Below are 276 nucleotides of genomic sequence, written 5' to 3' on the forward strand. Positions count from 1 at the left end.
GGAAAAAACTTTCAAAAAATCGGGCTAACAATTGACGATGGTTTTCCGGATGTGCGTTTGGCGCCTGTTGATCAATTGATGCGCGAGTACAGAAGTCTTTCAAGAAAATTTTACGGTAAAAATTATCTGAAATATGGAAGTGCTAAAGGTTCTGAACATCTTCGAAATTCCATTTGTGATTATCTTTCGACGACAAGAGGTTTGACGGTTTCAAAAGATGATTTGCTTATCACAAAAGGCAGTCAAATGGGGATTTATCTTGCTTCAAAATTGCTG

Annotated in this window: 1 pseudogene; it reads left to right on the forward strand. The window is 37.3% G+C overall.

The features are described 5' to 3' along the window. A pseudogene (locus SB786_RS36155) lies at positions 1-276 on the forward strand (PLP-dependent aminotransferase family protein); the annotation flags it as partial.

This window comes from Burkholderia sp. SIMBA_062, from assembly GCF_046534765.1.
Classification (GTDB): domain Bacteria; phylum Pseudomonadota; class Gammaproteobacteria; order Burkholderiales; family Burkholderiaceae; genus Burkholderia; species Burkholderia ambifaria.